A 25,822-nucleotide genomic window follows, 5' to 3' on the forward strand; every position below is an offset into this window, starting at 1 on the left:
GCTTGTCGAAGGGTGAGCTTGTCGAAGGGTGAGCCTGTCGAAGGTGCACTGACTCGCCATTTGATTTATGAAAGCGGCGGTGCTCCCGGCTCCAGCGTGCGCCCGCCATTGAGCGGCAGCTGCATCAGCACCGTATCCAGCCAGCGCCCATGCTTGAAGCCGGAACCCTCAATCCGCCCGCAATGCACGAAACCCATGCTTTCATGCAGCCGCACCGAGCCGATATTGTTCTCGCCATCACCGATGACAGCCAAAAGCTGCCGGAAGCCGAGCTGGGTGGCCCGTTCGATCAGTTCGCGCAGGAGAAGCTTGCCCACGCCCTTCTTCTTGGCCTCGGGCGCGATATAGATCGAATCCTCTGCAAGCCAGCGATAGGCCGGTCTGGTGCGGAAATAGCTGGCATAGGCATACCCCAGAACCACACCATCCTCTTCCGCGATCAGAATAGGGAAACCCTGCGCGACGAAGCCCTCAAAGCGCTGGCGCAGGTCTTCGCGCGACGGCGGCTCGACCTCGTAGGAACCGGAGCCGTTCAACACGGCTTCGGTATAGATTGCAGTGATGGCATCGATGTCGGTGGGGTGGAAATCGCGGACGATGGGCATGAGGCAGAACCGGAGAAATGATTTTACACATTTCCAGAATGCATCAGGAAGCGACCGGACAAAAGCAAAAAGGGCAGCGTTTCCGCTGCCCTTTTCATTCAGAACCTGATCCAGCGACTATTCACGGTTGCCCATGAACTGCAGCAGGAAGGTGAACATATTGATGAAGTCGAGATAGAGACGCAGCGCGCCCATAACGATCTTGCGGCCCTGCGTATCCGATGCATCGCCTTCGTAATACATTTCCTTGATCGACTGGGTGTCGTAGGCGGTGAGGCCTGCGAAGATCAGAACGCCGATCACCGAGATTGCGAATTGCAGCGCGGTGGAGCCAAGGAAGATGTTGACGACCGAAGCCAGGATCAGGCCGAACAGGCCCATGATCAGGAACGAGCCCATAGCGGACAGGTCACGCTTGGTCGTGTAACCGTAGAGCGACAGCGCACCAAAGGACGCAGCCGTCACGAAGAAGGTGCGAACGACGCTCTGGCCGGTGAAGACCAGGAAGATCGACGACAGCGACAGGCCGACGAGAGCTGCATAGCCCCAGAAGACGGCGTTAGCGGTCGAGACCGAAAGACGTTCGATGCGGAAGCTCAGGAAGAACACTGCCGCCAGCGGCGCAAGCATCACCACCCAGCGCAGCGGCGAAGTGTAGAGCGCAACGCCAAGGCCCGTGAGCATCTTGCCATTGGCAAGCTGCGCGACGGCTGCGGACGGGTCCGTCGTCGTTGCGAGTGCCGCAACGGCGAATGCGGCAAGGCCGGTAACGGCCAGGCCGATAGCCATCATGTTGTAGACGCCCAGCATATAGCTGCGCAAACCCTGATCGATGCCTGCATCGGCGCGAGCGCCGCCTACCGGCCTCTGCTGCGCCTGAATATTGCGAAAGTCAGCCATGACTTAAATCCTCTTGCCATGTCCCGTCCGGTGTCGGGGCGCTCATTCCGGCGAGCCGCCGCCAGGCGCCGCTGGCGGGACCCCAGCATGCCTGCCTGACATTATGGGGATTATGGCCCTCACGTACAAGTACCGCCTGTAAAAAAACGCGAGGGCCGGTTTGAAAAATCGGGCTGCATTCTCCATAGGTTCCAATAGCTTACGCTTTGCGCCCTCGCCGCATTACAAATAACTCATATTGTTCTGAGAACCTGCGCAGGCTTCTGTCCCAGCACACGCCATGTCCCGGCCAGCCCGAAACCGACGGTCAGCACCAGCGCAACCACCACGGTCTTTAGCGCCACATCGGGCAGGAATTGCGCTTTAAGCTTCATGATCTCCACCACCACATACCAGCCCGCCGCACTGCCAGCGGCAAGTGCGAAAAGCGCTGTTGCAAGGCCGAGCAGCATATATTCCACGATATAGGCTGCAATCAGCGTGCCGCGTGTGGCCCCTAGTGTCTTCAAGACGACAGCGTCATGCACCCGGGCGCGATTGCCCGCAGCCAGCGCACCGCCCAGCACCAGAACCGATGCGGCAAGCGCAATGGAAGCCGCCGCGCGAATGGCTGTCGCCAGCTGACCGATCAGATCATTGGCGACGTTAAGCGCGTCCGTCACGCTGACCGTCGTGACGGCGGGCCAGGTTTTGGTGACCTGCCGCAGTACATCGGGCGCGAGGTTTTTCTTGCCGTCCGGAATGGTCAGCGTCGCAAGCCATGTCGCCGGCGCACCGGCGAAGGTGTTGGGCGAGAACACCATGACGAAATTCATCGCCAGTGTTTCCCATTGCACCTGCCGGAAACTCGCGATCTTTGCGGTGATGTTGCGGCCCAGCACATTGACCGTCACCGTGTCGCCAAGCTTCAGGCCCAGTTCCTTGCCTTCCCGTTCAGCGAAGGAGACAAGTGGCTCGCCGCTATAATCGGCAGGCCACCATTCGCCCTCACTCAGCGTCGAATTCTCCGGCACGTTGTCGGCAAAGGTTATGCCGCGATCGCCACGCAGCACCCAGGCGGCTTCCGGCGGGATGGTCATATCGCGCACATTGGTGCCATTGAAAGCCACAATACGCCCGCGCAGCATCGGACCAGAGGTGAGCTTGCCGTCCGGCACGATGCCGCTCACCAGCTTGGTGAAATCGCCAATGTCCCGGTTCTGGATATCGACGAAAAAGAAATCCGGCGCTTGTGCCGGGATATTCTCAGTCACCTGACGGCGCAGATTGCCGTCTATCAGCGCAATCGCCACCATCAGCGTGAGGCCGAGGCCGAGCGAAAGCACCACCGAAGGGGTAAGCGCGCCGGGGCGGTGAATATTGCCGACCGCAAGTCGAAGTGCGGTCGAGCGCACACGCGGCGCACGGCGGGCAAGCCAGCGTATGCCATCGGCCACAAGCCGCAACACCCCGAAAGCGGCAATGGCCGAGACGATGAAGATCGCCGCGATCCGCCGATCATAGGCGACATAGAGCGCCAATCCGGCCAGAGCCGCAATCAGCAGAACCGCAAGACCGAGATATAGCAGGGGCGGCAGGCCGCGCTGCTCAAAGCCCTGCTCGCGGAACAGCGCAGTCGCGGGAATATTGCGAGCGCGCCCAAGCGGAATGATCGCAAAGGCAAGCGTGGTGATGAGGCCGAAGACTGCCGCAAGCGCCAGCGCGCCGGGGAAGAAGCCGCCGCCACCGGCGACCGGCAGATAATTGGCGAGCGCCAGTGCGGCGGCAAAAGGGATGATTGCCGCCAGAATGAGCCCAAGCACGATGCCGATCAGGCCGATCACCATGATCTGCACTAGATAGACCAGAACCGCAAAGCGCGCAGGCGCGCCGAGTGATTTGAAAGTCGCGATCACACCGCGCTTGCCGTCGAGATAGGCGCGCACGGCATTGGCGACACCAACGCCACCGACGATCAGCGCCGTCAGCCCCACCAGTGTGAGGAATTGCGAAAAGCGTTCTATATTGGCGCTCAGCGCCGGTGCGGCATTGGTGCGGGAGCGGATATTCCACCCCGCATCCGGGAAATCGGCGGCGGCCTGCCGCCGCACCTCGGCAATTGCCGCATCTGGCGCGCCATTGGGAAGTGCGACCTTGTAGATATGATCGACAAGGCTGCCGGGTTGAATCAGACCAGACGCGCGCAGACCATCGAGCGAAACGAGAAAACGCGGTGCAAAATTGAAGCCGGACGACAAGAGGTCCGGTTCGCTTTCGATCACAGCGCGCAGTTCAAAGGTTTGCGCGCCGAGCAGTACCTTTGCGCCGAGCGTCAGCCCCATGCGGTTGAGAAAATCCTGACTGACGGCAGCACCGTAAACATCGCCTTTGATGGCCGTCATATCGGCCAGCGACTGCGCCGGTGCGGCCTTCAGCGTGCCATAAAGCGGATAGGCGGCATCGACCGCCTTCACCTCGACCAGCGACTGGTCGGAACCATCCGGCATACGGGCCATGGAGCGCATTGTCGCGCTTTCGGCCATTCTGCCCTGTTTTTCGATGAAGGCGCGTTCTTCCGCTGTTGCTTCGCGCTGATTGAGTGCAAAGCTGACATCGCCGCCCAAAATGCTCTGGCCTTCCGATGCAATGCCGGTGCTGACCGACCGCGCTACCGAATTGACGCCGCCGATGGCCGCCACACCGAGCGCGATACAGGCCAGAAAAATATAGAAACCGGCAAGCCCGCCGCGCATTTCGCGCAGCGCAAAACGGAGAGCGAGAGAAAAAGATTTCATTCGGCTCATGCGCCTGCCACCAGTTTCTCAAGCACCGCACCGGCCTTTTCAGCGGTGTCTTCGATGCGACCGGACCGGACGGGAATTTCGCGGTCGCAGCGCGCCGCCAGCGACGGATCATGCGTGACCAGCACCATGGTCAGCCCGTTTTCGCGTTGCTTGGCGAAGAGAAGATCGGCGATCTGGCGACCCGTTGTGGTGTCGAGATTGCCGGTCGGTTCATCGGCAATCAGAATTTTCGGCGATGGCGCAAGGGCGCGGGCAATCGCCACGCGCTGCTGCTCGCCGCCGGACAGTTCGGACGGATAATGCGTCAGACGTTCGCCAAGCCCAACCGCTTTCAACTCCCGCTCCGCGACTTCGAATGCATCGCGGCGGCCAGCCAGTTCCAGCGGCACCGCCACATTCTCCAGCGCAGTCATATTGGGGATCAGGTGAAACGACTGGAAGACGATGCCGATATTGGCCCCGCGAAAAGCGGCTGCCTGATCCTCGCTCATCTGGCTGATCGTCTCGCCCGCGATCTTCACAGTTCCGTTATCAACATGCTCCAGCCCAGCCAGAACCATGAGAAGTGTGGATTTGCCCGAGCCGGATGGACCGACGATACCAACCGACTGGCCTTGCGCAATATGGAGAGAGACACCCTTCAGCACATGCACCGATGAGGCGGCATGGCCAAGTGTCAGATGAACGTTCTCAAGTTCGATAATCGGGCCAACAGCCTGTTCCGTCACGCGGTTTTCTTCCTATATGTATGTGTAGAACCGAAAAGCGCGCCACAAATTTGAACCTATGTTGCGCCAAGATTTGATTTAATCCCGTGAGCTGTCGCTCATCCCTTTACCGAATATGGGTTGCCAACGATGCGTTTCAAACTCTCAATTCCGGCATGGCTCTCGATTTTTGCGATCCTCGGATCGGTTTTTGCGGGCAGCGTCTATGCCCAGCAGGAGCCGACGCAGGAAGACCCGACCGGCCTTGAAGACGCCTTGCCGACCGAGCAGCTTTCGCAGGTCAAGGTTGTGGGCTTCGGCGACAGCCTGATGGCCGGTTATCTCCTGCCCGCCAATGCCGCCTTTCCGCAGCAGCTTGAAAAAGCGCTCAACGACAAGGGCGTCGAGGTTTCAATCGAAAATGCAGGCGTGTCGGGTGACACGACTACCGGGGGCCTGTCGCGCATCGACTGGTCTATCCCCGATGGAACCGATCTCGTCATTCTTGAACTCGGCGCTAACGATGCGCTGCGCGGCATCCAGCCCGACATCACGGAAAAGAATCTCGACGACATGCTGGCGCGTCTCAAGGAGCGCGGCATTGCCGTCATTCTGGCAGGCATGATGGCCCCGCCCAATATGGGCAAGGACTATGCCGCCAAGTTCAACCCCATCTATCCGAAGCTGGCGCAGAAATATGGCGTGCCGCTCTACCCGTTTTTCCTCGACGGCGTAGCAACCAAGAAGGAGCTTTTGCTCGAAGATGGCATGCACCCCAATGAAAAGGGTGTTGAAGCCATGGTGGCAAACTTTATGCCGACAATCGAAAAAAGCCTGTCCGATGTGCAAAACAAGGGGACATCAGGAGGCTGAAACCCGTTAGGGGCATAAACAGCTTGCCCCGGGGACCAAACGATGATTCGCTACGAATGCATCGACTTAGCCGAATCGATTTTCTGACAGGTACGATGCTTTGACTCTCTAGGTTAGAGTGTCCTTTATGCGTCCACGACGCATAGCGCTCTGACACAGAACGCTTCGAGGAGGATGCCTTATGCCGCGTCTTTTCACTGCCCTCGAAATCCCGCGCGATGCTGCGCTCTCGCTGTCATTATTGCGAGGCGGTCTCCCCGGCGCACGCTGGATTGATGTCGAAAACTACCACATAACGCTGCGTTTTATCGGAGATGTGGAAGGCCATGTGGCCGACGAGATCGCCAATGCGCTCGACCGCGTACGGCGACCCGAATTCATGCTCAACCTGTCAGGCGTCAATGCTTTCGGCTCCAAAAAGCCGCACAGCATTTATGCGGGTGTATCCCCCTCGCCTGAACTCAACGCATTGCAGGCGGAAATCGAACGCATCTGCCAGAGACTGCACATTCCCGCCGATCCGCGCAAATTCACTCCCCATGTGACCCTGGCGCGTCTTCGGAATGCCCGCATCGATGATGTGGTGCATTACCTCTCCTCGCGCGGCAATTTCGCGACCCTACCCTTCAAGGTGGGGCGTTTCGTGCTGATGTCGTCGCGCGATTCCGTGGGCGGCGGACCTTACATCGTCGAGGAAGCGTGGCCTTTGGTGGCCCGTTCCAGCCAGAACTGGTCGGCCAATGCTTTCGAGGAAGCCAGAACCATCCGGTAAACCAGCTCGAAATCCCCGATGCCACCATAATAGGGATCGGGGATTTCGACCGGCTTTCCCTCTGCAATCTCGGTGAACAATCCGATGCGGGCTGCAACATTGCCGGGCTTGCGCTCGGCGATCATCCGCATGTTGTAACGGTCCATGCCGAGGATGAGATCAAAGCGGCTGAAATCTCCCGCAGTCAGCTGACGGCAACGCTGCGCGGAAATATCAAGCCCGTGCCCGGCTGCCACGCGCACCGAACGCTCATCTGGCGCTTCGCCGGTGTGATAACCGTTGGTGCCCGCCGAATCGATCAGCACATCGCGAATGCCGCGTGCTTCAAGCACCTGCCCCATCACGCCTTCGGCGAGCGGCGAACGGCAGATATTGCCCGCGCAGATGAAAAGAATGCTGGTCGGTTTCTCTATGGTCACGGAACCCTCGCGCTCATGATAAGTTAGTTCGAGAACCGCAACATAGGCGAAAGATGATGGCACGCAACCGGTTGACCGAAGACGAACTGAAACAGGCGCTGGCCGAACTGGATGGCTGGCAGAAGTTGGAGGATCGCGAGGCGATCACCAAGAGCTTCAAGTTCAAGGATTTCAGCGCTGCCTTCGGCTTCATGACACGGGCGGCACTTTATGCCGAAAAACTCGACCATCATCCAGAATGGTTCAACGTTTATAATCGCGTTGATGTCACGCTTGCGACCCATAGCGAAAATGGCGTTACCGAGCTGGACATCAAGATGGCGCGCAAGATGAACGCGATAGCTGTGCCTTAGAGCCTGAATCAAAACGCGGCATGTGTGTGCGAAAATGGTGATTTTCGAGTACCGGAGCGGAGCGTACTCAAGGTACGTGAGCACCGGAATGTAGAAAATTGCCATTTGCAGCCACACAGGGCGACTTTTGGAACAGGCTCTTAAACCTTTGAAATATAAACCATAATATTCTTCTTCTGATAAGTGAAGCTGCCGTCGCGGTTTCGGCACGAATAGGGCAGCGCTTTGGTCAGATCGACGCGATCGCCCCAGTTCTGGCCGAGCGCGCCGCCATTGATGCTGCGGATAAAGACATCGCCGACTGCAATGGCCGAATGGAAAATATGCCCGGCTCTGACGTCGTAGAAACCGATGGCGCGGCCATAGGTGATGGCGGAATAGCCGTTCCATTGCTCTCCGGCACGGAAATTCAGCAGCGGAATCCAGTTTTGCCCGGAGGTTCCGCGCAAGGTATGCTCGGAAATGCCTGCCCCCAGAAGAAAGCGCATATAGGCCGTCGCGTCGTAGCAAACATTGTCTTTCACATCGACATTGATGTGGTCGCTCAAATCCTGCGCCGATGCGAGCTGGTTTCCGCGATAGAACTGACTTGTCCGGTCAGCACGGACAAAGTTCTCTCCATAGCCGGTAAGATGCATGAACAGTCTCCATTCAATCAGATCAAGAAGCTGACCCAGCCCAAAACTGACCTTGGGCTGGCCGGACCTATATTCCTTTGATTTGGCATGGCCGTTGTAGCTGATGGTTCTTGCAGGATGCTTCCTGCCTTGAACGAGCAAAAACTTGAAAACCGGGTCGATTGCCCCCATTTTCGGTCGTGTCATTTTCGGCTCTGTTCACGCCGACATCTGACTGACAGGAGTTTGCACGACGATGGATAGCGTCAAAATTGGTGAAATCCTTGAACCCGGCAGCGAAAGCGATTTCAAGAAACGCAGCGAACGGGTGAAGCAAGGTTTCTGGAAGGCCGCGCGCCGCGCTGGGCGCATGGTGCCCTTCATGGATGAAGTGGTGGCCGCCTATTATTGCGCGCTCGACCAGAACACGCCGACACGCGTGCGCATGACCCTGATGGCGGCGCTCGCCTATTTCGTGCTGCCCTTCGACATTATCCCCGACATGCTGGTCGGCATCGGCTTTACCGACGACGTCGCCGTGCTGATGGCGGCTCTTACCGCCGTGCGCACGCATATCACGCCCGCGCACCGGCTGGCAGCGCGTCAGGCGTTGGAAGAAGGTAAGGGAGTAAGGGAGTAAGGGAGTAAGGGAGTAAGGGAGTAAGGATGCTCGCTTAATTGTGAAGTTAAACAATTCCCTATTCCCTTATTCCCCTACTGCCCTACTCCCCTCCTGTCATATTCCAGCCGCTTTCTTTGCATTGAAGTTGAGCACAGGATGGCCACCAGCCCTTGCTCGTTCAAGTTTTCTTTCAAAACTTCACCGTTTGGTAACCCAGATTAAGGCACTTTAATCGGCAACTGAGCGGGGCGGCGTGTTGAACGGCGGCATCCCGATATTCGAGTTTGAAGCAAACGAAAGAGAACCGGTAAAAGACCATGCTTGGAAAATCGATCGTCGCGGCTTCGGTGTTTACGATTGCAATGGCGGGCTCGGCCCTCGCCCAGACACCGACCCAGATTAAACAGTTCGACGCCTGGGGCGCCTATAGCTACAAGGCGGGCAACGGCAAGGTTTGCTATGTCCTCTCCGTTCCGACTGTGAAGGCCCCGGCCTCGGTCGATCACGGTGACAATTTCTTCCTGATCAGCCAGAAGCCGGGCCAGAACATCTCGTTCGAGCCGCAGTTCATGGCCGGTTACGATCTGAACCCCAATGCCAAAGTTACCGTCAGCGTCGGCAGCAACCGCTTCACCATGTTCGTGAACGGCAAGTCGGGCTGGATGGAAAACGCCGCCGAAGAGCCGAAGCTCATCGCAGCCATGAAGTCCGGTCAGGATCTCAAGGTCGAAGCGCAGTCGAAGCGCGGCACCAAGACCAATTACACCTATTCGCTGAAGGGTGTTTCGGCAGCGCTTGCCGCGATCCAGAACTGCAAGTAAGCGACATTTCGTCGGATACGGACTGCTTTTTCAAAGCCGGAGCCTGTGCTTCGGCTTTTTCTTTGTGCCTGTTCCGGCAATTCTGCATAACTGCCGGGATGATCGAACGGGATGACGGACGCCTTAATCTATGCTAAGAGCGCGCGAAACAAGGCTCGCATATGCAGATGACAGAGCCCATATATCCTCGCAATAAGGGCAATCGGGCCCAAATTGATCGGCGCGCGTCATCGCGGTCGCCCTTTAACAGTTGAAAACAGATGTCTATTTCGTTCGATCTTACCATTGATGATACGCGCGACCAGCTTGCCCGCCATGTGCGCGCCAATCTGGACGCAAAGCCGTCGCTCATCGGCATGTCGCGCGAGGAAATGGCCGAAGCGCTCGTCAAGGCTGGCGTGCCGGAACGTCAGGTGAAGATGCGCATCAGCCAGCTCTGGCACTGGCTCTATGTGCGCGGCGTTTCCGATTTCGCCGATATGCGAAATATTTCCAAGGATTTGCGCGCCATTCTGGCGCAGCATTTCACCATTGCGCGCCCGGAAGTGGTCGAAGAGCAGATTTCGCAGGACGGCACCCGCAAGTGGCTGTTCCGATTTCCGCCGCGGGGTGCTGGTCGTCCGGTCGAGATCGAAAGCGTCTATATTCCCGAAGAAGGTCGCGGTACGCTGTGCGTTTCCAGCCAGGTCGGCTGCACGCTGACCTGCTCGTTTTGCCATACCGGCACGCAGAAGCTGGTGCGCAATCTGACTTCGGAAGAAATTCTGGCACAGCTTCTGACCGCCCGCGACCGGCTCGGCGATTTTCCGGACAAGGACACGCCCGACGGTGCCATGGTGCCCGCCGAAGGCCGCAAGATCACCAATATCGTGATGATGGGCATGGGCGAGCCGCTCTATAATTTCGAGGAAGTGAAGAAGGCTCTGATCATCGCCTCCGATGGTGATGGCCTGTCGCTTTCCAAGCGTCGCATCACGCTTTCGACCTCCGGCGTGGTGCCTGAAATCTACCGCACCGGCGATGAAATCGGCGTGATGCTCGCCATTTCTCTGCATGCCGTGCGCGACGAGTTGCGCGACATTCTGGTGCCGATCAACAAGAAATATCCGCTGGAGCAGCTCATCAAGGCTTGCCGCGAATATCCCGGCCTGTCGAATGCCAAGCGCATCACATTCGAATATGTGATGCTGAAGGACATCAACGACAGCCTGGAAGACGCCAAGCTTCTGGTGAAGCTGTTGCAGGGCATTCCGGCCAAGATCAATCTCATTCCGTTCAATCCATGGCCCGGCACCAACTACCAGTGCTCGGACTGGGAGCAGATCGAACGTTTTGCCGATTACGTCAATGCAGCCGGTTATGCCTCGCCGATCCGCACGCCGCGTGGTCGCGACATTCTCGCCGCCTGCGGTCAGCTGAAGTCGGAATCCGAGCGTATGCGCAAGAGCGAACGCCTTGCGCTGGAAGCCATGATGATCGCCGGACACGGCGAATAAACAGGGCGAATAACCCGATAAAGCGAGCGCGCATGAACGATACATTCGACTACATAATGCGCTTCGTCGTTATTCTTTTTGGCTATTGCTGCGGCTTGCTGGCAACCGGTTGGTTTCTGGCGGCAATCCTGTTTCGCAGCATCGGCGTTGATGCGCTGATGGACGATTTCGCGATGATGGCCGGGGCAGGCAATACGGAAGCCGCCAGCCTTTGGGCCACAACCAGCTTCTGGAGCAGCGTTTTCGTCGGCGGTTTCATCGTGGCCATGCTGGCAGGCGGCATCAGCTTCCTGCCAGCGGCCATCGTCATTCTGCTTGCCGAAGCACGCGGTTATCGCTCGTCGGTGTTTTATTGCGTTGTGGGTGCCATCATCGGTCTTGGAACCGCGGGAACCGCTATTCCGTTTCGCGGATCAGACGACTGGCCGGAAATGCCGCTCTGGATCGCAGCCTTCGTCGGTGCGGGCATTGTCGGCGGCTTCATCTACTGGCTGATTGCAGGCCGCAATGCCGGACGGCTTTCCGACCGCCCGGCTGGGTAGACATCAGGTTATTTCGCCTGCGCGGTGATGATTTTCAGGGCGAAAGCCGAAAACACGCCCGCAAACAACCAATCCACAATGCGCGTGGCCGTCGGGTTCTTCTTCAGGAGGCCCGCAAACCGGTCGGCTGCGACCACCATCGGAATGGTGAAGGGCAGCGCCAGCGGGATGAAGGACAGGCCGAGAAAGAACAATTTGCCCATTGCATGCGGGTCCGTTACGGAAACGAACTGCGGCAGGAAGGTCATGTTGAACAGAATGATCTTCGGGTTGAGCAGATTGATGCCAAGCCCGGTTGCCCAGTTCTGAACCAGCGTATGCTTCTTACCGCCGTTCTTTTCCGGCGAAAACGCCGAACCCTTGCGGATTGCCTGTACGGCGAGCCAGACGAGATAGCCCGCACCCACAACCTTCAGCACGGTGAAGGCAGCCGGAGAAGCGATAATCAGCGCCGAAAGACCCAGCGCCACCATGGTGGTGTGGATGACGATGCCGGTGCTTGCGCCAGCCATGCAGGCGAAACCGGCTGCCTTGCCTTCAGACAAGGCCCGTCCGACGAACAGCGTCATATCCGGGCCGGGTGTGATGGAAAGAATGGCGGTTGCAATCGCGAACTGGACGAAAATGGTCCATTCGGGAATGAAGGTCAGGTTTGTCAGGAACGACATGCGAAAAGCTCCGAAAATTCGCGGCAAGATAGAGCGGTTCCTGTTTTGACCGAATCGTCGGAACCGCTCTATCCCGTTTGTTTTGAGCATTATCCGACGCAAAACCGCTTCGCACTTTTGCTGGAAATGCTCTAACGCGAATCAAATCTCGCCGCTACTGGATTCTCGGGTCTTTTCGATAAGTCGCAGCCATCCGGCTTGCACGTCGCCTAGCAACTGATAAAAGGACAGCAACATCCAATTCCCAAGCCCTGCGGATGCTCTCCCCGAGCGGACAATGGGTCATCCATCGTATCGGAAGTTGACTATGAGCAAGTGGAAAGACGTTAAGAAAGTCGTGCTCGCCTATTCGGGCGGTCTCGACACCTCGATCATCCTGAAATGGCTTCAGACGGAACTCGGCGCGGAAGTCGTGACTTTCACCGCTGATCTGGGTCAGGGCGAAGAACTTGAACCGGCACGCAAGAAAGCGGAAATGCTGGGCATCAAGGAAATCTTCATTGAGGACGTGCGCGAAGAATTCGTGCGCGATTTCGTTTTCCCGATGTTCCGCGCCAATGCCGTCTATGAAGGCGTTTATCTGCTCGGCACCTCGATTGCCCGTCCTCTGATCTCCAAGCATCTCATCGAGATTGCCAAAAAGACCGGCGCCGACGCCATTGCGCATGGCGCAACCGGTAAGGGCAACGATCAGGTTCGTTTCGAGCTTTCGGCCTATGCGCTGAACCCGGACATCAAGATCATCGCGCCGTGGCGCGACTGGTCGTTCAAGAGCCGCACGCATCTGCTCGAATTCGCCGAACAGCATCAGATTCCGGTTGCCAAGGACAAGAAGGGCGAAGCGCCGTTCTCCGTGGACGCCAACCTGCTGCACTCCTCGTCCGAGGGCAAGGTTCTGGAAGATCCGGCTGTCGAGGCGCCGGAATATGTGCATATGCGCACCATTTCGCCGGAAACAGCTCCCGACAAGGCAACGATCATCAAGATCGGCTTTGAAAAGGGCGATGCCGTTTCGATCAATGGCCAGCGTCTTTCGCCTGCAACGCTTCTTGCCAAGCTTAACGAATATGGCCGCGACAACGGCATCGGTCGTCTCGACCTCGTGGAAAACCGCTTCGTCGGCATGAAATCGCGCGGCGTCTACGAAACGCCCGGCGGCACGATCCTGCTGGCGGCCCACCGCGCCATCGAATCGATCACGCTCGACCGTGGCGCTGCTCACCTCAAGGACGAACTGATGCCGCGCTATGCGGAGCTGATCTATTACGGCTTCTGGTTCTCGCCGGAGCGCGAAATGCTGCAGGCCGCAATCGATCTCAGCCAGAAGAACGTCGAAGGCGAAGTCACCCTCAAGCTCTACAAGGGCAATGTGATGGTGATCGGTCGCGAGTCGGACAAGTCGCTTTATTCCGACAAGCTCGTGACCTTCGAAGACGATCAGGGCGCTTACGACCAGAAAGACGCAGCAGGCTTCATCAAGCTCAACGCGCTGCGGTTGCGTACGCTGGCTGCCCGCGACCGCCGTTAGGCATTGATCTTCAGGCTCTGCTGGCCTGCAAATGGCAGTTTTCTGCGCTTCCGGTGCTCCCGTACCTTTAAGTACGCTGCGCGCCGGTTCTCGAGGCCCACCATTTTCGGCTCACCGCGCCAGAATCTCAACGGCCTAAGGTCTACCGTTTTGGAAACGCCCTTCTCATCGGAGGGCGTTTTTCTTTGTCCTGAATTTTCTTGTTCCTTGAAGAATCCGACGCGCCCACAGGGATCGAACGTTTCCCTGCTTGACTCTTTTCAGAGTCGATTCAATACTAGAACAAATAGAGAACAATGACGGTTCCTGTCTCCGGAACCGCGCCAACAAACACAGACAGATTACAGGATTTTTGACGTGAGCGGCATCGACATCGCGACGTTGCGGCGCATGGTTACCGCCATTGAAGGCAACGATCCGCAAGGAAATTTTGCTGGCGATACAGCTGCCGGTTTCGGACGCGAAAACAGTTTCGCGCTTGGCCACGCGGCAGCGGACGCAGCCTTTCCGCATGGGCTTGCTGGTGATGCCTTGCATGAGGTTTTCGCGGAAAATCCCGGTGCGCATATGGCGGCGACCGGCTTTGCGCTCGCCATGGCATTGCGCGCCACACAAAAGCAGCGACCGATCATCTGGATCGAGGAGGAAACGGCGACAAGCGAATATGGCGGGCTTTACCCGCCGGGGCTGCATGCTTTCGGCATCGCCCCGCACCGGTTGCTGATCGTGCGCTGTCCGAATGCGCAGGATGTCCTGAAGGCGGCCAATGATGTGCTGGAAGCAGGAACCGGCGGCAAGGCTTCGCATCTCGTCTCCGGCATCGTTGCCTCGATAACCGGCCAGCCGAAATGCCTCGACCTGACAGCCTCACGTCGCCTGCTGCTGGCAGCGGAGACAGCGCAACTGCCGGTCATCCTGCTTCGAAGTCATCGCACCGGCGTGCAAAGCGCTGCCGTCAGCCGATGGCGTGTCGCGCCTGCGCCTTCGCGCTCCAGCGGGGCCAATGCGCCCGGAAAACCGGCCTTCCTGGCCGTTCTGGAGCGCAACCGTCATGGCACATGCGGCCAGTGGATCATGGAATGGAACAATGAAACCCTTGAATTCGGCATCAGAGAACGGGAAGGAAGCGGCAGCGTCGGCATCTATGGCGTTCATGGCGCTGTGGTTTCCGTTCCTGCCGACGGACAGGCTGCACCGCGCCGGGCGATCTGATGCATCCTCCGGGCAAGCGTCCGACGCACTGCCGCTTGTCATTACCGAGCGCACCGCCAATGCGCTTCGGTTGACGGCCATCGACGTCAAGGCCGCCAAGCTCGGGCTTTATCCCGGCATGGCGCTGACCGATGCGCGGGCGCGTGTGGAAAGGCTTGATGTGGTCAATGCCGCGCCGGAGCGCGATGCCGCCCTGCTCAACAAAATGGCCCATTGGTGCGAACGCTATACGCCACTTGTCGCCTTCGATCCGCCGCACGGGCTGATGCTGGACATTACCGGCTGCGCGCATCTGTTCGGCGGACTGGCCGCCATGCATGCCGATGTGATCCAGCGCATCGAGCGCGCCGGTCTGCACGTTCGGGCAGCTATTGCCGATAACAGTTTTGCGGCGCGGCTTCTCGCCCGTGGCACCAGAGGCGGCGTATTCGACAAGGCGCAGGCCGATGCCGTGTTGCCGCGCCTGCCGCTTTCCGCGCTTGAACTGGCCGATGCCGCTGAAACCGGCCTCAAGCGCGCGGGCCTGAAACGCATCGGCGATGTGATGGCGCTGCCGCGTGCAGCACTCACCGCGCGCTTTGGTCCCGATCTCGCCACCCGTCTCGGTCGCCTGACACGGCAGGAGCGCGCGCCCATCTCGCCGCTACGCATGGTGCCGCTCGCAACGGCAGAGCGCCGCCAGTCCGAGCCTCTGACCGCCATGGAACTGGTGGAGCGCATCTTGCAGGAATTGGCGCAGGAGCTGTTCGCCCGGCTTGAGACGGAAGGCAAAGGCGCGCTTTTGATCGAAGCATCCTTCTTCCGGGTCGATGGCGAGATACGCCATATCCGCATTGAAACCGGCCAGCCTCTGCGCGATGACAGGGTTTTTCTGCGTCTTGCGCGTGAAAGGCTTAATGCCCTCACCGATCCGCTGGATGCCGGTTTCGGTTTTGACATGATCAGGCTTGCCGCCTTGCGCAGTGCTGCGGTCACACAACGCCAGACCGGGCTGGACCAGCATGAGGAAGATGATGCCGGCTTCAGCCAGCTGATCGACCGTCTCTCGGCGCGTCTGGGGCCGGACCGCGTGCTGGTGCCTTTCGCACGCGATACGCATATGCCGGAGCGCGCTTTTGGCCTGCGCCCTGCCCTGCATGGCAGCCACGCAAACCAGACCGGTTATGAAAGCAGCCCAACGCTGGCTGGTGACCCGCCAGCGCGCCCCATAAAACTGTTTCGCCCGCCGCAGCTGATCGAAAGCGTGGCGGAAGTGCCGGACAGTCCGCCCTCATTCTTCCTGTGGCGACGGGTCCGCCATCATATTCGCCTTGCCGAAGGACCAGAGCGGATCGAACCGGAATGGTGGCTTACCATCGGTCACGACGTACCGGAACTGCGCGATTATTACCGGGTGGAAGATGTGAACGGCCAGCGTTTCTGGATTTTCCGCGAAGGTCTTTATGACGGCGCCAATCATCCGCGCTGGTTCCTGCATGGGTTGTTTGCCTGATGCCCCACATCGAGAAAAAACCCGCTTATTATGAAATGGCTGTCGCCAGCAATTTTTCGTTCCTGTGCGGTGCGTCGCACCCGCAGGAACTGGTGCTGCAAGCTCGCGATCTTGGCCTTTCCGGCATCGGCATTGCCGACCGCAACACGCTGGCCGGTGTGGTGCGGGCACATGCCGCCTGGAAGGATTTTCGCGACAAAAGCAATTTCCGGCTGTTCATCGGCTGCCGCTTGTCCTTCATCGACGGCACGCCGGATATGGTCGTCTATCCGCGTGACCGACCTGCCTATGGGCAATTATGCCGCCTTCTGACCGAAGGCAAAAGGCGCGCCGCCATCAAGGGTGAATGCCATCTGCTCTGGGCCGATCTGCTGTTTCGCGCCCGGCAGTTTCAGATCGCCGTCATGCCCCCGGAAGAGGATGACCCTGCCTTTCCGGCGCGTCTGTCGGAAATCGCCACGGCGGCACAAGGCTGCATCTGGCTGGCGCTTGCCATGCCACATCAGGGGCATGATGGACGCCGGGCCGAACGCATCGCCCGCTTTGCAGCCGATGCCGGTGTGCCGCTTCTCGCCACCAATGACGTACTCTATCACCACCCCAACCGCCGCGCGCTTCAGGATGTGCTGACGGCAACCCGCCATCACAGCACGGTTTTTGCCGCCGGGCGGCTGCTGGAGAAAAACGCCGAGCGCCATCTGAAACCAGCGCAGGAAATGGTGCGGCTGTTCCGCCAATATCCGCAGGCGATTGCCGCGACCGCCGATTTCATCGCGCCCATCACCTTCCAGCTCGACGAGCTGAGATATGATTATCCCGACGAGCCCGTGCCGCCGGGAAAGACACCGCAACAGCATCTGCACGACCTTACCTGGGAGGGCGCTGCCAAGTTCTACGGAGTGGGTAGCATACCGGAAAAGGTGCAGGCGCTGATCCACAAGGAACTGGCGCTGATCGAAAAGCTGCAATATGCGGCCTATTTCCTGACCGTCCATGACATTGTGCTCTTTGCCAAGTCACAAAAGATTTTGTGTCAGGGGCGCGGTTCGGCGGCAAATTCCGTCGTCTGCTTCTGCCTTGGCATAACCGGTGTGGACCCAACCGAAGTGGACCTGCTGTTCGAGCGTTTCATCTCCGCCGAGCGCCAGGAACCGCCGGATATCGACGTCGATTTCGAGCATGAGCGGCGCGAGGAGGTGATGCAATATGTGTATGAACGCTACACCACCGACCGTGCGGCGATTGTCGCGACCGTCATCAGCTATCGATCCCGCAGCGCGATCCGCGATGTGGGCAAGGCGCTGGGCCTGACGGAAGATGTGACGGCAGCCCTTGCCAATACGGTCTGGGGCATATCCGGCGGCGGCATCGACAAGGAGCATATTCGTCAGGCAGGCCTCGACCCGGAAAATCCGGTCATCCGGCGCGCTGTGGAACTCGCTATAGAGCTGATCGGCTTTCCCCGTCATCTGTCGCAGCATGTGGGGGGCTTTGTGCTCACACGCGACCGTCTGGACGAGACCGTGCCCATCGGCCCGGCGGCCATGGAAGACCGCTATTTCATCGAATGGGACAAGGATGACATTGATGAAGTGGGGCTGATGAAAGTGGATGTGCTGTCACTCGGCATGCTCACCTGCATTCGCAAGGCTTTCGACCTCATTCACCAGCACAAGCCGCAGCTTTATGGCGGTCAAAAGCAGACCCTCGCGACCCTGCCGCGCGAAGACAGGGCCGTCTATGACATGCTTTGCAAGGGAGATTCGCTCGGCGTGTTTCAGGTGGAAAGCCGCGCCCAGATGAACATGCTGCCGCGTCTGAAACCGCAGGAGTTTTACGATCTGGTCATTCAGGTCGCCATTGTGCGCCCCGGCCCGATTCAAGGCGATATGGTGCATCCTTATCTGAGACGAAGAAGCGGACAGGAGCCCAACCTCTTGCCGTCGCCAGCCCCCGAACACGGCCCACCGGACGAGTTGCAACAGATATTGGACAAGACCAAAGGCGTCCCGCTGTTTCAGGAACAGGCGATGCGCATTGCCATCGAAGCGGCGAAATTCACGCCCGACGAAGCCAACCAGTTGCGCCGCGCCATGGCGACTTTCCGCAAGATGGGCACCATCCACACCATGGAGAAAAAGATGATCGACGGCATGGTCAATCGCGGCTACGACCGGACCTTTGCCGAGAATTGTTTCAACCAGATCAAAGGCTTCGGTGAATATGGCTTCCCCGAAAGCCATGCGGCCAGCTTTGCGCATCTGGTCTATATTTCCGCGTGGATCAAGCATCATCACCCGGAAGTCTTTGCCGCCGCCCTGCTCAATTCGCAGCCGATGGGGTTTTATGCGCCAGCGCAGATCGTGCGTGACGCGCGCGAACATGACGTGACGGTCCTGCCCGTCGATGTGAATTTCAGTGCATGGGATAATCTTCTGGAAGACACTCCCGGTCCGCGCCCTGCTGTGCGGCTCGGCTTTCGCCAGATCGACGGTTTTTCAAAACGTGACACCGAACTACTGCTTGCCGACCGGCATGAGCCTTATCGCACCATCGAGGACATGCATCGCCGTCTGCGCCTCGACCGGCGCGCCTTCACCGCGCTGGCCGATGCCGATGCTTTCGGCTCGCTCGATATCGACCGCCGCGCAGCACTTTGGGCCGTGCGCCGCCTGCCCAATGACGAAACCCTGCCGCTGTTCCGGGCCGCCGCCACCAGCGAACTGGCGGAAGAGCCGCGCACGAAGCTGCCCGAAATGGCGGCATCCGAACATGTCATTGCCGATTACGAGACGACCCGGCTTTCGCTGAAAGGGCATCCGCTGCAATATTTGCGCGAAGGGCTGGCGGCAGAAGGTGTCTCCACCTGTCGCGCCGTGCAGGAGGGTGCCGATGGTCGCCGGATGAAAGTGGCGGGCGTCGTGACTGTGCGCCAGCGCCCCGGCAGCGCGAAGGGTGTTGTGTTTCTCACCATCGAGGATGAGACCGGCATTGCCAATATCGTTGTCTGGCCGAAAATCATGAAAGCGTTTCGCCGTGAGGTGATGGGCGCGCGCCTGATCCGCATCGAAGGCCGCATCCAGCGCAGCCCGGAAGGCGTGGTGCATCTGGTGGCGGCCAGGATCGAAGACCGCTCCAGCGCTCTGATGGATCTGAGCGGGCGCGAGGCGCAACGCCTCGTCGCACCGTCACAAATGGCGCATCACCCGAGAAATGTGCGGATTATGCCGAAGTCGCGAGACTTCCATTGAGAATTTCAGTTCCAGGCACCGACAAAAAACACCGCACAATAATGCAGCATCGCCCCAACCACGACAAAGCCATGCCAGATGGCGTTCTGGAAACGCAACCGCTGCCAGACGTGAAAGATCACGCCCAGCGAATAGACAATGCCGCCCGCCGCGATCAGCCAGAACACGGTCGTCGGCAGCGATTGAGTAATCGTGTCGTAGACCATGATGCCACTCCATCCGAGCGCCAGATAAAGCAGGATCGACAGCCGGTCGAAACGACCGGGCAGAAAAAGCTTCAGCATGATGCCGACGAAAGCCACGCCCCATACGAAGAGCAAAAGCGGCACGGCGCGATCCCCCATATGTATCGCGAAGGGCGTGTAGGTTCCGGCAATCAGCAGATAAATGGCCGAATGATCGAACCGGCGCAGGAACCATTTGGTCGGCGAGACCGGCCAGATATTATAGACCGCCGAAATGCCCAGCGCGCCCAGAAGGCTTGCCAGATAGACACTGGACGAAATCGAGGTCGTTGCGGAACTGTTCGGCAGAAAATAGATCAGCATGGCAACCGCACCGGCGAAAGCCAGCGCCACGCCAAGCACATGGATAACACCATCCGCCCAGAGTTCGGCCTTGTCGTAATGCCATTTGATGGTTTGTGGCAGCTTCATAATCTTCGCCCTGTCCGGTCTTCGGACAGGGAACTACCTTCGCTTTGCAGCGTCAAGATGACAGTTAAACGCATTGTGCTTTCCAAAAATCGATTCCGATTTTTGGGCCGATGCGCCAGTCGATATGGGGAATTAAACCGGCGACCAAGCGCCGCCGGGAGAAGCTTATTGTGCTGGCGTGTAGGACGCCTGGATCGGTGCAACACCCGGCAGCGGCGCCGAAGAACCGCTTGGCAGGGACACCGGTTCGATGGCAGCCGCGGCATCGCGGGTCGGACCGTTGCGGAAACCGCCATCCATGCCGGTTTCTTCCAGCATGCCCTTGCGCTTGGCATCGTAATAATAGCCGCGTGCATAGAAACGCACGGCCTGGCTTTCATTGCCACCCGCAACCTTATATGCGCCCGACAGATAGCGAACGGCATATTTCAGGTTGGTTTCGGCATCGAGCAAGCCCTTCGGCGCACCCGTATAGCCCATGCCGCGTGCGGTCGGATGACTGATCTGCATCAGACCCCAATAGGGACCGTTGCGCGCACCGGGATTGAAGCGGCTTTCGCGATGCACGACGCGGCGCACCAGACGCTCAGGCACATCATAAGCGACGGAATATTTGGCAATCAGCGCATCGAGATTTTTCGGCGCGCTCTCCGGCGTTTCAAACGCCATATTGGCGGCAACCGAGGCAGGCGAAGCGGCGGCACGTGCCCCTGCATAGGCCATCATCGGCTGCGAAACGCCGCGTTCGCCCGGAATAGGAACGGCGGCAGGCAGAACCGGTTCGGCAGAAGCAACAGCCTCGACACCAGGAGCCGGTACGCCAGGAACAGCAGCGCCGTCCGTCGTAGTGGCAGCGGCAATCGCGGCAGCACCGCCCGTTGCAGCCGGACCAGCGGCCATGGCCGTTGCGGTCGTGCCGACAGCGGCATTAGCGACTGGTGCAGGGGAAGCCGCAGCGCCGGGAACGGCAGTGCCAGCGGCGGCCACGGCAACAGTCTTCGCATCCGTCGCCTGTGCGGCGCCCGGTGCAGGGGTCTGCGTTGCAGCATCCGTTGGGGAAATCAGCGCCGTTTTCACGGGCTTGCCGTCATTGGTGGTGTTGCAGGCGCTCAGCGCCACGGCGCAGCCCAAAAACAGGACACCCTTGCCGAGAAGGGAAGCGGATGCAGAAGAAAAAAGCGCGAAACGCATGGCTGGACCCGTTCTCAGGAATCGAAATCTTTTTCGATGCGTTTTTCAAGCTCGACCAGATCGTCGGGCAGCGGCAAACCGTTCGCACGGAGCGCATTCAGCTTTTCGCGAACCGTTTCGCGGATTTCATGGGCGTCCTGCGGCTGATTCACCATTTGCTCAAACAGCAGCGCAATTTCCGCCTTGATGTCCTCGAATGCCATCCAGATCCTCTTGGCTTAACGGCCTCCAGGAAGCCCGTTGCAGTCAATATTCTTTCGGTCGATGACAGTTCTGTACCATGCAAAAGACGAAAAACGGAAGCGCTAAACGTCTGGGTCGCGCCAAAATGAATATTTCAAATGGTAACAAAAGGATTAACGCGCTCAGAGAATGCGCGGCAGCATCGTATCTATCACATTGAAATCCAATGCAAATATTCCAAGATCGTCGAAGCCCAGTCCACCATTCGGATCGAACAGATAAATGCTCATCCAGACGAGCGCGATGACCAGCAAAATTGCCAGAATCGTGAGAATCAAAAGGCGTTTGCCGAGCGTCGCCTTGCGACCCGCCCCCTGTTTTGAATGCTTGGCCATCGTCACTTGTCGCCCAGGCTTTGCTGCTTCGGCGTGGTATCGGACGCGCTAATCATCATTGGTCGCGTTCAGTTCTTCCGGCGGTGTGCCGTGTTCCGGCGCCGCGGGCAGATAGCCTTCATGGACCAGCCATTTGCGCAAAATCAGCGTTATGGCTTCTGTCAGGTTCAGACCCGGATGCTTTTCAGCGATGACGCGCTCCAAAGCATCATGCACGTCATCGGGAAGATAGGTGCTCATTCTGTCTCCTCCGCTTAGAGCGCCTTTCGATCTGATTGAATCAGATCGGCGCTCTGGTCCTTTGCTTTAACGCGCATCTTGTCCGAAAACCGGTTCCCACTTTTCGGGATGCGCTTTATAGAAAATCAGGCAACCGTGACCGACAAGCTGCCGACACCATCCACCTTGCCCACAAGGTGGTCGCCGCGCTGCACGGGACCGACGCCTGCGGGGGTGCCTGTAAATATAAGATCGCCCGGTTGCAGCTCAAAGAGCGACGAAAGATAGGAGATCGTTTCCGCCACTTTCCAGATCATCTGGTTGAGGTCGCCAGACTGGCGCGTCTCGCCATTGATGGACAGCGAAATCGATGCGGACTGCGGATGGCCGACATCCGATACCGGCGCGATGGCAGAGCATGGCGCGGAATGCTCGAATGCCTTGGCGACTTCCCACGGGCGACCGGCCTTCTTGGCGACCGCTTGCAAGTCGCGCCGCGTCATGTCGATGCCCACCGCATAGCCATAAACGTGATCCAGCGCCTGTTCGACCGGAATATCGATGCCGCCAGTCTTCAATGCGACCACAAGCTCGATCTCGTGATGCACATCCTCGGTCTTGGGCGGATAGGGAAAATCGCCGCCATTGATCACCAGACTGTCGGGATTTTTCTGGAAGAAGAACGGCGGATTGCGGGTCGGATCGCCGCCCATTTCAATGGCGTGATCGGCATAATTCTGACCGACGCAATAGATGCGATGCACGGGAAAAGCTGCGTCCGTGCCCTTCACGGGCAGAATAGGCTGCGGGCGCGGCGCGAAAACATAATCGGTCATTGGGGATTATTCCGATCGGAAATTGCAGAATGCTACGAATTGGTCCCATCATGCAGGCGCAAGCGCATCCTCGCAAGCCTTGAAAACAGCAATTCCCCGTTATCGCCCATCCGTCGCGACGACAAATTCCGCTTGGCGCGATTGGCTCACGACAAGCTTAGCGTTCGGAATATCGTTGGACAATGCGCGGCTGCGCGCCGTCTCCTCGTCGAAACCAAAAGAGAGCCAGCGGTCGATCAACCGCCGCTCCAGCACCGGAAAAGGCACATCGAGACGGATTGTCATGTCGAAAAACGGCGCAAGTCCCGACCATGGTTCCTGATCGAGCAGCAGGTAATTGCCCTCAACCAGAAGCACGCGATGCTCGGGCCCGACCACTGAGGCCGCCGCGCGGGAAAGCTCCAGCGAACGGTCGAACACAGGAATGAACACTTCGTCGCGTGCATGTTTCAGCCGTTCCAACAGGGCGGCAAAACCGGCGCAATCGAAGGTCGGCGGCGACCCCTTGCGACTGCGCAACCCGCGCTGATCGAGAATCACGTCATCAAGGTGAAACCCGTCCATCGGCACGACGATGGATGGGCCATCAGCGCCCTTGTTGAGCGCCATGCACAGTTCCTCCGCGAGGGTGGATTTGCCCGCGCCCGGAGGACCCGCAATGGCGACAATCAGCCGGCTATCCACCTTCGAAAGCCGCGCAAGAATTTCTGAAGGCAAGGCTTCGCGGTCGATAGGCGTCATGTCCGGTTTCCGTTTCGTGGTCGTGCGGACAGATGTCCCGATTCGTGCAGCCCGCTCAAGGGAGTTAGGCAGCTTCGGCCTTCGGTCGCATTGCACCCGTCATCAGAGCCACAGCGTCCGACATGGAATATTCCTTCGGGTCAATCACCGTCAGGCGACGTCCGAGCCGGTGAATATGAATCCGATCGGCTACTTCGAACACATGCGGCATGTTGTGCGAAATGAGTACGATGGGCATGCCCCGTGCCTTCACGTCGAGGATCAGTTCCAGCACGCGGCGCGATTCCTTGACGCCAAGCGCTGCCGTCGGCTCATCCATAATCACGACCTTGGACCCGAAAGCGGCAGCGCGCGCCACGGCAACGCCCTGACGCTGGCCGCCGGACAGTGTTTCCACCGCCTGACCGATATTCTGGATGGTCATCAGGCCCAGCTCCGTCAGCTTGTCGCGGGCGATCTTTTCCATCGCGCTGCGATCCAGCATGCGAAACAGCGAACCGAGCGGACCCTTGCGGCGGATCTCCCGCCCGAGAAACAGATTGTCAGCGATGGAAAGCGCAGGCGACAAAGCGAGGTTCTGATAAACCGTCTCTATGCCCGCATGGCGTGCTTCCATCGGCGAATGGAAGCTGACCGGTTTGCCGTCGAGCTTGATCTCGCCTTCGTCGGGCTTGATCGCGCCAGACAGCGCCTTGATCAGCGAGGATTTACCGGCGCCATTGTCGCCGATAACCGCGAGGATTTCGCCCGGATAGAGATCGAAATCGGCATGGTCGAGCGCGGTAACGCGCCCGTAACGCTTGACCAGACCCTTTGCCGAGAGAACAGGTGTAGCCGAGGTTTTCATGCGGCAGCCTTTCTGATCCATTGGTCGATAGCGACGGCGGCGATGATGAGAACGCCGATCAGGAGATAGGTCCATTGCGGATCGGTGCCCCACAGGCGCAAGCCAAGCGAAAATACGCCGACGATCAGCGCGCCGAACATGGTGCCGAGGATCGAGCCGCGCCCGCCGAAGAGCGAAATGCCGCCGATCACCACAGCCGTGATGGATTCGATATTGGCGAACTGGCCTGCAGTCGGCGACACGGAGCCAAGGCGGCCAATCATCGCCCAACCGGCCAGAGCGCAGATGATACCGGCCAGAACATAGACGGACATCAGGATCGGTTTGACCGAAACGCCCGACAGCTTTGCCGCCTCCGGATCGTCGCCAATGGCATAGACATGGCGGCCCCAGGCGGTGTGGTTCAGCACATACCAGAGCAGCAGCACCAGAAGCACCATGGCGATGACGCCATAGGTGAAGACAGCGCCACCGACACGAATGCTCTCGCCGAAGAATTGCAGGATTGGCGCTTGCGCCGTGATTTCCTGCGCGCGGATGGTTTCATTGGCCGAATAGAGGAAATTTGTGGCCAGAATCACCTGCCACATTCCGAGCGTGACGATGAAGGGCGGCAGGCGGACATAGGCCACCAGAAAGCCGTTGATAAAGCCGCACAACGCGCCGGTGGCAAAGCCAAGCACGATGGAAAGCTCGGCTGGCAGGCCATAGCGGAATGTGAACTGGCCCATCACCACCGATGACAGCACCATGATCGCGCCGACCGAAAGATCGATACCGGCGGTGAGGATAACCAGCGTTTGCGCTGCGGCCACGATGCCGGTGATGGCGACCTGCTGGAGAATGAGCGTGAGCGCGAAGGCGGAGAAGAATTTGCCGCCCAATGTGACGCCGAACACCACCAGCGACAGAACCAGCACGATCAGCGGCACGGCTGCCGGATTGTGATGCAGGAAATTCCGCATCCGATAAAGCACCGACTGGTCACCCGCATCAAAGGAGGCAACGTCGGATGCGCTTTGCGACAAGGTCGTTTCAAACGCCTGCATCGACGGTTTTTGTGCAGCGGAAGCCGCCTCTGGCTCACTCATGA

At 58.8% G+C, this 25,822-nt stretch carries 27 protein-coding genes; 11 read left to right on the forward strand and 16 right to left on the reverse strand.

The window, feature by feature from the left end:
• Window positions 1-65: 65 nt before the first annotated feature.
• The 4 genes from WIX40_RS13190 to WIX40_RS13205 all read right to left on the reverse strand — a co-directional run bounded on the left by WIX40_RS13190 (window position 66) and on the right by WIX40_RS13205 (window position 5,016).
• Window positions 66-605: a GNAT family N-acetyltransferase gene (locus WIX40_RS13190; protein ID WP_339440136.1), complete on the reverse strand. Its 540-nt coding sequence runs from the start codon at window positions 603-605 to the stop codon at window positions 66-68.
• Between the two features lie 117 nt (window positions 606-722).
• Entirely contained in the window at window positions 723-1,505 is a 783-nt protein-coding gene (locus tag WIX40_RS13195; RefSeq protein WP_109368129.1) for a Bax inhibitor-1/YccA family protein, read from the reverse strand.
• A 233-nt stretch (window positions 1,506-1,738) separates the two neighbouring features.
• Window positions 1,739-4,288 carry an ABC transporter permease gene (locus WIX40_RS13200; protein WP_339440137.1) on the reverse strand — a complete coding sequence of 850 codons (2,550 nt, stop codon included), beginning with the start codon at window positions 4,286-4,288 and terminating at the stop codon, window positions 1,739-1,741.
• On the reverse strand, window positions 4,285-5,016 hold the full coding sequence (locus WIX40_RS13205) for an ABC transporter ATP-binding protein (RefSeq protein ID WP_339440138.1): 732 nt from the start codon (window positions 5,014-5,016) through the stop codon (window positions 4,285-4,287). Before WIX40_RS13205 ends, WIX40_RS13200 begins: the two co-directional genes overlap by 4 nt.
• A 129-nt stretch (window positions 5,017-5,145) precedes the next feature.
• Here WIX40_RS13205 and WIX40_RS13210 point away from each other — a divergent pair, with 129 nt between their 5' ends.
• Both WIX40_RS13210 and thpR read left to right on the forward strand, forming a co-directional pair.
• Window positions 5,146-5,868 (forward strand): arylesterase, encoded by a 723-nt coding sequence (locus WIX40_RS13210; protein ID WP_109368126.1) that lies wholly within the window; start codon window positions 5,146-5,148, stop codon window positions 5,866-5,868.
• A gap of 181 nt (window positions 5,869-6,049) precedes the next feature.
• Window positions 6,050-6,640: an RNA 2',3'-cyclic phosphodiesterase gene (gene thpR / locus WIX40_RS13215; RefSeq protein WP_109368125.1), complete on the forward strand. Its 591-nt coding sequence runs from the start codon at window positions 6,050-6,052 to the stop codon at window positions 6,638-6,640.
• On the opposite strand, the gene WIX40_RS13220 is transcribed toward thpR, so the two are convergent.
• The gene (locus tag WIX40_RS13220; protein ID WP_339440140.1) at window positions 6,550-7,059 is read right to left on the reverse strand and encodes a low molecular weight protein-tyrosine-phosphatase; all 510 of its coding nucleotides are present in this window, start codon (window positions 7,057-7,059) and stop codon (window positions 6,550-6,552) included. The two genes, thpR and WIX40_RS13220, sit on opposite strands and share 91 nt — an antisense overlap.
• 56 nt (window positions 7,060-7,115) lie before the next feature.
• Between WIX40_RS13220 and WIX40_RS13225 the strand changes: the two genes are divergently transcribed.
• A complete protein-coding gene (locus WIX40_RS13225) occupies window positions 7,116-7,412 on the forward strand; it encodes a 4a-hydroxytetrahydrobiopterin dehydratase (RefSeq protein ID WP_109368123.1) in 297 nt (98 codons plus the stop codon).
• 140 nt (window positions 7,413-7,552) lie between these two features.
• Here WIX40_RS13225 and WIX40_RS13230 read toward each other — a convergent pair whose 3' ends face one another.
• The gene (locus WIX40_RS13230) at window positions 7,553-8,236 is read right to left on the reverse strand and encodes a hypothetical protein (protein WP_339440141.1); all 684 of its coding nucleotides are present in this window, start codon (window positions 8,234-8,236) and stop codon (window positions 7,553-7,555) included.
• Between the two features lie 49 nt (window positions 8,237-8,285).
• Here WIX40_RS13230 and WIX40_RS13235 point away from each other — a divergent pair, with 49 nt between their 5' ends.
• The 4 genes from WIX40_RS13235 to WIX40_RS13250 all read left to right on the forward strand — a co-directional run bounded on the left by WIX40_RS13235 (window position 8,286) and on the right by WIX40_RS13250 (window position 11,510).
• Window positions 8,286-8,669 carry a YkvA family protein gene (locus WIX40_RS13235; protein WP_109368122.1) on the forward strand — a complete coding sequence of 128 codons (384 nt, stop codon included), beginning with the start codon at window positions 8,286-8,288 and terminating at the stop codon, window positions 8,667-8,669.
• A 299-nt stretch (window positions 8,670-8,968) separates the two neighbouring features.
• Window positions 8,969-9,472 (forward strand): invasion associated locus B family protein, encoded by a 504-nt coding sequence (locus WIX40_RS13240; protein ID WP_113533733.1) that lies wholly within the window; start codon window positions 8,969-8,971, stop codon window positions 9,470-9,472.
• 260 nt (window positions 9,473-9,732) lie between these two features.
• A complete protein-coding gene (gene rlmN / locus WIX40_RS13245; RefSeq protein ID WP_339440143.1) occupies window positions 9,733-10,968 on the forward strand; it encodes a dual-specificity RNA methyltransferase RlmN in 1,236 nt (411 codons plus the stop codon).
• Between the two features lie 32 nt (window positions 10,969-11,000).
• Window positions 11,001-11,510 (forward strand): hypothetical protein, encoded by a 510-nt coding sequence (locus WIX40_RS13250; protein WP_140024488.1) that lies wholly within the window; start codon window positions 11,001-11,003, stop codon window positions 11,508-11,510.
• 8 nt (window positions 11,511-11,518) lie between these two features.
• On the opposite strand, the gene WIX40_RS13255 is transcribed toward WIX40_RS13250, so the two are convergent.
• Window positions 11,519-12,178: a LysE family translocator gene (locus WIX40_RS13255; RefSeq protein ID WP_339440144.1), complete on the reverse strand. Its 660-nt coding sequence runs from the start codon at window positions 12,176-12,178 to the stop codon at window positions 11,519-11,521.
• A gap of 307 nt (window positions 12,179-12,485) precedes the next feature.
• Here WIX40_RS13255 and WIX40_RS13260 point away from each other — a divergent pair, with 307 nt between their 5' ends.
• From WIX40_RS13260 to WIX40_RS13275, 4 genes are all read left to right on the forward strand, one after another.
• Window positions 12,486-13,706 (forward strand): argininosuccinate synthase, encoded by a 1,221-nt coding sequence (locus tag WIX40_RS13260; protein ID WP_339440146.1) that lies wholly within the window; start codon window positions 12,486-12,488, stop codon window positions 13,704-13,706.
• Between the two features lie 357 nt (window positions 13,707-14,063).
• Window positions 14,064-14,918 carry an ImuA family protein gene (locus WIX40_RS13265; protein WP_339440148.1) on the forward strand — a complete coding sequence of 285 codons (855 nt, stop codon included), beginning with the start codon at window positions 14,064-14,066 and terminating at the stop codon, window positions 14,916-14,918.
• A gap of 40 nt (window positions 14,919-14,958) precedes the next feature.
• Complete coding sequence (locus WIX40_RS13270) at window positions 14,959-16,410, forward strand: Y-family DNA polymerase (RefSeq protein WP_339441026.1); 1,452 nt, start codon at window positions 14,959-14,961, stop codon at window positions 16,408-16,410.
• A complete protein-coding gene (locus WIX40_RS13275) occupies window positions 16,410-19,661 on the forward strand; it encodes an error-prone DNA polymerase (protein ID WP_339440150.1) in 3,252 nt (1,083 codons plus the stop codon). Before WIX40_RS13270 ends, WIX40_RS13275 begins: the two co-directional genes overlap by 1 nt.
• A gap of 5 nt (window positions 19,662-19,666) precedes the next feature.
• Here the strand turns inward: WIX40_RS13275 and trhA are convergent, their stop codons facing one another.
• The 9 genes from trhA to WIX40_RS13320 all read right to left on the reverse strand — a co-directional run bounded on the left by trhA (window position 19,667) and on the right by WIX40_RS13320 (window position 25,820).
• Window positions 19,667-20,317, reverse strand: coding sequence for a PAQR family membrane homeostasis protein TrhA (trhA, locus tag WIX40_RS13280; protein WP_339440152.1), 651 nt, complete (start codon window positions 20,315-20,317; stop codon window positions 19,667-19,669).
• Window positions 20,318-20,482: 165 nt separating this feature from the next.
• A complete protein-coding gene (locus tag WIX40_RS13285) occupies window positions 20,483-21,508 on the reverse strand; it encodes a transglycosylase SLT domain-containing protein (protein WP_339440154.1) in 1,026 nt (341 codons plus the stop codon).
• Window positions 21,509-21,522: 14 nt separating this feature from the next.
• Complete coding sequence (locus tag WIX40_RS13290) at window positions 21,523-21,711, reverse strand: hypothetical protein (protein ID WP_078339953.1); 189 nt, start codon at window positions 21,709-21,711, stop codon at window positions 21,523-21,525.
• Window positions 21,712-21,873: 162 nt separating this feature from the next.
• A complete protein-coding gene (locus WIX40_RS13295; RefSeq protein WP_339440156.1) occupies window positions 21,874-22,086 on the reverse strand; it encodes a hypothetical protein in 213 nt (70 codons plus the stop codon).
• Between the two features lie 48 nt (window positions 22,087-22,134).
• On the reverse strand, window positions 22,135-22,326 hold the full coding sequence (locus WIX40_RS13300) for a hypothetical protein (RefSeq protein WP_140024494.1): 192 nt from the start codon (window positions 22,324-22,326) through the stop codon (window positions 22,135-22,137).
• A 125-nt stretch (window positions 22,327-22,451) separates the two neighbouring features.
• Entirely contained in the window at window positions 22,452-23,141 is a 690-nt protein-coding gene (locus WIX40_RS13305) for a fumarylacetoacetate hydrolase family protein (RefSeq protein WP_109368113.1), read from the reverse strand.
• Window positions 23,142-23,240: 99 nt separating this feature from the next.
• Entirely contained in the window at window positions 23,241-23,882 is a 642-nt protein-coding gene (locus WIX40_RS13310) for a nucleoside/nucleotide kinase family protein (RefSeq protein WP_339440158.1), read from the reverse strand.
• 64 nt (window positions 23,883-23,946) lie between these two features.
• Window positions 23,947-24,729, reverse strand: coding sequence for an ATP-binding cassette domain-containing protein (locus WIX40_RS13315; RefSeq protein WP_339440160.1), 783 nt, complete (start codon window positions 24,727-24,729; stop codon window positions 23,947-23,949).
• Window positions 24,726-25,820, reverse strand: coding sequence for an ABC transporter permease (locus WIX40_RS13320; RefSeq protein WP_339440162.1), 1,095 nt, complete (start codon window positions 25,818-25,820; stop codon window positions 24,726-24,728). The genes WIX40_RS13315 and WIX40_RS13320 overlap by 4 nt, the downstream gene beginning before the upstream one ends.
• Window positions 25,821-25,822 lie beyond the last annotated feature (2 nt).

It is taken from the genome of Ochrobactrum teleogrylli (assembly GCF_037482325.1).
Classification (GTDB): Bacteria; Pseudomonadota; Alphaproteobacteria; order Rhizobiales; family Rhizobiaceae; genus Brucella; species Brucella teleogrylli.